Consider the following 6,522-nt stretch of genomic DNA (forward strand, 5'->3'; position numbering starts at 1 on the left):
TACCGGAAAGCGCCGATGACCACCGCGCTACCCAGCTACACCACGTCCAGGGACGTCACCCGTAGTAGCGCTCCTCGGCTTCGTCCGGCGGGATGTTGCCGATGGGCTCCAAGGGCCAGCGATTGTTGAAACAGTCGACCCAGGTCAAGGTGGCGAACTCGACCTCTTCGAAAGATCGCCATGGTCCCCGTCGATGGATGACCTCTGCTTTGTGGAGGCCGTTGATCGTCTCGGCGACAGCGTTGTCGTAAGGGTCACTGACGCTGCGGACGGAGGGCTCGATGCCGGCTTTCGCCAAGCGCCCGGTGTAGCGGACGCTGACATATTGAGACCCCCTGTCAGAAGGGTGCACCAGGCCGCCGCGATGGACGGGCCGCCGTTCGTGCAGTGCCTGTTCCAGAGCATCGAGGACGAAGCTCGCGTGCGCCGTTCTGCTCACCCGCCATCCGACGATCCGGCGGGCGTAGGCGTCGATCACGAAGGCCACATAGACGAAGCCCGACCAGGTGCTGACGTAGGTGAAGTCCGACAGCCAGAGCCGGTTCGGCGCCGGGGCATGGAAGACCCGGTTCACATGGTCGAGCGGGCACGGGGCGGCCTTGTCTTGCACCGTGGTGCGGATCGGCTTGCCGCGGATGACGCCCTGAAGGCCAAGGTCGGCCATCAGCCGCTCGACCGACCGTGCAGCGTGCAACTGCGAAGCCTTCGCGCAGCATCTGACGCCAGACCTTCCTCGCGCCGTAGACCTCGAAATTCTCGGCGAAGACACGCTCGATCTCGGGCTTTAGCGTCAAGTCTCGCTTTGCCCGCGCCTATAGCTTCTCGGGATCGGCGCGCTTGGCGACGTGGTCGTGGTAGGTCGACGGGGCGATCGGCAGAACCTTGCAGATCGGCTCGACCCCGTGGACCTCGCGGTGATCGTCAATGAACGCGATCATCGTTTGAATGGGCGGTCGAGCTCCGCCTGGGCAAAGTAAGCGGAAGCCTTGCTCAATATCTCGTTGGCTTGCCGAAGCTCCCGGTTCTGGCGTTCCAGAGCCTTCAGCTTCGCTGCCATGTCGGTTGGCACACCGGCCCGCTTGCATGAGCAGTTTCGGCACGGACTCTGACACGGCCATTCGATCGAATAGTTGCCCGTCGGGCTACTCGACGAGTTCGACCTCTCCCAGCTTCCAACTCTTGTCGAACCAAGGTTCGAGCGGACCGTACAGCCGGAAAATGGCGTTCCACCCCTTGCCCGCAATCGTCTGGATGAAGTTCCTGGCATCACCGGGCCGCTCGGGACCAAAGTACACATCCACCGAGCCGTCGCCATTTACGTTGAAGTCCTTGTCCTTGCTTGTCACGGACGGCCATGTCTGTTCCGTCTGCAGGAAGGAGCGCGTCTGGTTGTCGTAGGCGATCACCGACCAAAAATTGTTGATCGGGACGTTCGCCGGCACGTGCAGCCGATAGGTCCGGCTGCCATCGAGCGGCCGACCATTGGAGTCCACGAATGCGAGCGCGTATTGCGAACCGGAGCCAACCATCTTGGCTTCCATCGCGGGGGTCACGCCGGTTGCGTAGAAGTAGTATTGAGACGACGAATCCAGCAGCTTGATGCCGTTCCGCTCGAAGTTGTACCCTCCCAGGAATGCCGTCCGCCACGCGCTGCTTTCATGGTAGAAGGCTTCCTTGTCGCGCATCCGGTAGGTGAGTGCCCGCGCCGTTGCATCGCCCACGGTCGCGGCTTCGGTCAGGATCTGCTTCATCCGCTCATCGGGTGCGAAGGGCTTTCCATGCTCGATGCCGATCGAAGCGAAGAACCCCAGGGTCACCGGATCTCCGGTATACGGCGGCTCGGACTGGACGACGTCATTGAGAAGATCCCAGAACTGGTAGTCGCCGGGCCCGACCGTCACGAACGGTTCGGGTGAAATGTTCACGAACTTCATCGGCGGCGGATTGGCCGCCTGCGAAAGCGGGTACACCCTCGTCCGCTGCTTGGTCAGTTCCACGTGCGGCTTCAGGTCGCCCTTCTCGTCGGGAAAGGTCCGAAATGCCAGAAACATCTCGTAGGACTGCGCTCGCGCGACAAAGTATCCTTCCGGCACTTCGCCCTTGTAGCGCGGCGGGAGAATGAGGTACTTGCCGCCCTTGCCCTCGTCGGGGCCCGTTACGCCCACGTCCAACAGCCACCTGTACCAGTGATCGTTGAAGGCTCCGAGCACGCCCGGCGGAACTTCGGCCACCAGGGGGCCATCGTGGAGATCGATCCACATCCAGGCATAGGGAGTACTGGTGTTGAAGGTCAGGCCCACGGTCCGGGGAAAGACCAGTTCCTCCCAGATCGGCATGGTGGTGTTGGCTGGCCCCCACCGCAGAAGCGCCTTGCGCATCGCGGCCTGGTTAACGGCGGGAATTGCCAGCAGATAGGCCTGCACGGCACGCTGGAAATCGAGGTTGTCGTAGAGTTTGTCGACCGTGGCTTCGTCCGGGAAGCCATCGAAGAACTTCAATGTTCCCAGCCGCGTCTCGACTTCGTCGGGCATGGCGATACCAGGTGGAATTTCGGTGGCCATCTTCACCTTGGGCGGCGTTTGAGCCAGCGCGGCGCTCGCAGCCATCGCGCACAGGATCGTCATGGCCGCTTTTCCAAGCGATGAAGGTATCATTTGCTCGTTCCTTCTGGTCGAGAGCGTACATACCGAACGTGGGGAGGACGATGCGGCCCGGCGAACGCGCCGCATCCTTCCATCATTGCAGCGTCAGCGTGACGCGCGGGATGCCGCCGTTGAAATGCGACGCCTCGCCGGCGCCGATCTCGGCCACCACGGCGGTGCCGAGGTCCACACCGACATCCGCCGTCTCGTCGGCCGAGAAGATCGCGCCCTGTGTATGCTCGATCCGGCCTTCGGCCACCTTCTCGCCGTTCACGAACAGCGTGGCGGTCCCGCCCTTACCCGGGCCGCCACCGTCATAGGCGAACTCGAGCCGGATATTGGCGTTGCCGTTGGCCAGGGCGTCCGTCGCGGAGACGTCGAAGGTCTGGAGGCCGAGGAAGTTGTAGCGATAGCCGGGCACGCCATTCTTGACGTAGAGCGACCAGCCTCCGAAGCGACCGCCCTGGGCGATGACCGTCCCGTTGGCCCCACCTTCGGGCACGACGATGTCGGCATCGAGCGTGATCGAGCGGTTCTTCACATTCGGGAAGGCGGCTTCGAGCATTCCAGTCATGCCCTTGGCGAGCGTGATGGAGTCGCGTCCGGCGAACAGATCGGGCCGCCCGACTCCGATCGGATCGGTGAGGCGCTCGAACGACCGGTCGTCGATCGGCAGAACATTGTTCTTTCTGGCTTCCTCCAGAAAGAGCGCTTGCATCTCGGCAAGCTTCTGCGGGTTTTCCGCCGCAAGATCGCGGGCCAGGCTGAAGTCAGACCGGACGTCGTAGAGTTCCCACTTGTCGCCGTCGAGCGTGGCGCGGGGTTGCGCCTCCCACGGGGCCTTGTGGATCGTCCCCGCGAGCCAGCCGTCATGATAGATGGCCCGGTTCCCCGCGATCTCGAAGTACTGCGTCACACGGCGTTCCGCAGCCCCGGCGTCGTCGAACGTATAGAGCAGGCTCTTGCCATCCATGGGAACCTGGGTGGTGCCGTTGACGCTCGTCGGTTCCGGCACGCCCGCTGCTTCGAGGATGGTCGGTGCAATGTCGATCACATGGCTGAACTGCGTACGGATCTCGCCCTTGCTCTTGATGCCCTCGGGCCAGTGCGCGACCATGCCGACGCGAGTGCCGCCGAAGTTCGAGGCGACCTGTTTTGTCCACATAAACGGTGCGTTGAGGCCCACCGCCCAGCCCGCGGCCATATGCGGATAGGTCTCGGGACCGCCCCACTTGTCAATCAGCGGCAGCATGTCAGACACCTGCTCGGCCACTCCGTTGAAATAGGTGTACTCGTTGAACATGCCGTTCTCGCCGCCTTCGGCGCTCGTCCCGTTGTCGCCGGCGATGTAGAAGATGAGAGTATTGTCGAGTTCGCCCAGATCGCCGATGGCCTGGAACATGCGACCGATTTCGTGATCCGTGTACTCCGTGAACGCGGCGAAGACCTCGGCCTGCCGGGCAAAGAGGCGTCTTTCGTCATCGGAAAGACTGACCCAGTCCCTGATCGCCTCCGGCTTCGGAGCCAGAGCAGTACCAGCGGGCACGACACCCGCTTCGATCTGCCGCGCCAGTGTCTGCTCACGCATCACATCCCAGCCCTGATCGAACTTACCCTTCCAGCGGTCGATCCATTCCTGAGGCACATGGTGCGGCGCGTGCACCGCACCCGGTGCGAAATAGACGAAGAATGGCTTGTCAGGCGTCATCGCCTGCTGATGACGGATCCAGGTGATCGACTGATCGGTCATGTCGGTCATGAAGTTGTAGCCCGGTGTCTCCGGCGGCTCGACGTGCGTCACACCATCGATGACAAACGGTGCCCATTGGTTCGTCTCGCCGCCGAGAAAGCCGTAGAACTTGTCGAAGCCCTGATGCGTGGGCCAGCGGTCGTACGGACCGGAGACGCTAGTCTCCCACGCGGCCGTCTCGTGCCACTTGCCGAAGGCCGCGGTGCCGTAGCCGTTCAGGCGCAGGATTTCCGCCAGGGGCGCGACCGAATTGGGGATCTGGCCAGTGGATCCCGGAAAGCCCGTCGCCATCTCGGTGATGAACCCCATCGACGCGACGTGGTGGTTGCGCCCCGACTTGAGCGCGGCGCGCGTCGGCGAGCACAGAGCCGTGGTATGGAAACTGTTGAAGCGCAGGCCTTCGCTGGCCAGGTCATCCAGCGTCGGCGTGGAGATCGGACCGCCAAAAGAGCTGGTGGCGCCAAAGCCCAGATCGTCGATCAGGACGATGACCACATTCGGCGCGCCGTCCGGGGCCTTTATCGAAAACGGCGCCGGCAGGGTGGCGTTCCGGGCGTCGATTTCGGTGATCGGGGTCGCGGCAGGCCGCTGGATCGGCAGGACAGTCCTATCGATCGGCGTCTGCTCTTGCGCGAAGGCCATCGGAGCCGTCAACAACGGCAAGACGCTGATCAAGGCGGCTCGCGTCCATATGCTCGATCGTGGGTGGGGCGACATGCCGGCAATCCTCTCCTGTTTCATGATTTCCTCCTGCAAATGACTTTCCGCGCGGCGATGAAGCGCACTGTCGCGTCGAGATCGTTTGCTGCTACGTGGTTTTTGGGCCAACGGCTTTGTTCTGCGTCAAACGGATCTGACAGGTCTCGTGCCATTGGTGGCGTCGAGCGTCGCCATTTTCGCGCAGTAGCGCCAGACGCAACGGCCGCGTGCCTGTCGGGGTGTTCGGCGACCAGGTCGCCCCACCCGGCGACGGATTTCACTGGACCGGCCCCTACAAGAGCTGGGAAGCGCGCTGCGCCGAATGTCATGCGACCGGCTACAGCCGGACCTACAGCGCGGCGACGAACAGCTATGCGCCGAAGATGGCGGAGATCGGGGTCGGCTGCGAGGCCTGTCATGGGCTGGGGGCGGCGCATGTCGCCCAGGCGCGCGGTGGCGGCCAGCGCGAGATCACGCCCGGCCTGACGGCGCGGGGACTGACCGTCGACGTCGCCGCCTCGCAGCAGGCCGAAGTGATGCAGTGCCTCACCTGCCATTCGCGCCGCGAGGCGATGCAGGATGGAAACCCCTTGCCGGGAACGGACTATCACGACGCGTTCTCGATCGCGCTGCTGCGTCAAGGCCTCTATCACCCCGACGGATCCATCCTGGACGAGGTCTTCGAGGGCGGCTCGTTCCTGCAGTCGAAGATGCATGCCCGGGGGGTGCGTTGCTCCACCTGCCACGAACCGCATTCGGCGACCCTCAAGGCGGAAGGCAACGCGGTTTGCACGCAATGCCATTCGCCGGGGGGCAATTCCGAATTCCCCTCGCTGATGCTCAAGGTCTATGACGGGCCCGAACACCATTTCCATGTCGAGGGCGGTGCCGGGGCGCAATGTGTCTCGTGCCATATGATCGAGCGCACCTACATGGGGATCGACACGCGCCGGGACCACAGTTTCCGCGTGCCGCGCCCCGATCTCGCGCCGACCGGGTCCCCGAACGCCTGCACGGACTGCCATGCCGACCGAAGCGCGGAATGGGCGGTCGAGGAACTGGCGCGGCGCTTTCCCGCGAGTTCGCATCGCGGTCCGCATCACGCCACCACCTTCGCCGCGGCCAGGCGTTCGCCGCAGGGGCAGGCGCCCGCCCTTCTCGACATCGCCGAACGGGCGGAGACGTCCGCCATCGTGCGCGCCACGGCGCTGGAACTGATCGGCGCGGTCCAGGACCGGCCGTCGGCGGAACGGGTCGGCCGGTTGTTGTCGGATGCCGAGCCGCTGGTGCGCGCCGCGGCGGCGGGCATCTTGCCCACGCTCCCGCCGGACGAACGCCTCTCCATGCTGCGGCCCCTGCTCTCCGATCCATTGCGGGCGGTGCGCGAGGCCGCGGCGCGCGCCCTGCTCGACGTCGCCGCGCGGCCCGGTT

Annotated in this window: 3 protein-coding genes, 1 pseudogene and 1 other annotated feature; of the genes and pseudogenes, 1 reads left to right on the plus strand and 3 read right to left on the minus strand. The window is 64.2% G+C overall.

Annotated elements, in window-relative coordinates:
• Positions 1-55: 55 nt before the first annotated feature.
• The 3 genes and pseudogenes from EJC49_RS17400 to EJC49_RS17410 form a co-directional block, all read right to left on the minus strand.
• Positions 56-1,123, minus strand: a pseudogene (locus EJC49_RS17400) (IS3 family transposase).
• Positions 864-980 (minus strand) — a sequence feature (AL1L pseudoknot). It overlaps the preceding pseudogene by 117 nt.
• A gap of 19 nt (positions 1,124-1,142) precedes the next feature.
• Positions 1,143-2,624, minus strand: a complete 1,482-nt coding sequence (locus tag EJC49_RS17405) for a DUF1254 domain-containing protein (protein ID WP_245453449.1) — start codon at positions 2,622-2,624, stop codon at positions 1,143-1,145.
• Between the two features lie 112 nt (positions 2,625-2,736).
• Complete coding sequence (locus EJC49_RS17410) at positions 2,737-5,133, minus strand: arylsulfatase (protein WP_245453450.1); 2,397 nt, start codon at positions 5,131-5,133, stop codon at positions 2,737-2,739.
• A gap of 185 nt (positions 5,134-5,318) precedes the next feature.
• Between EJC49_RS17410 and EJC49_RS17415 the strand changes: the two genes are divergently transcribed.
• The coding region (locus tag EJC49_RS17415) for a multiheme c-type cytochrome (protein ID WP_170314772.1) at positions 5,319-6,522 on the plus strand (1,204 nt) is incomplete at its 3' end.

This window comes from Aquibium carbonis, assembly GCF_003970795.1.
In the GTDB taxonomy this organism is placed as follows: Bacteria; Pseudomonadota; Alphaproteobacteria; order Rhizobiales; family Rhizobiaceae; genus Aquibium; species Aquibium carbonis.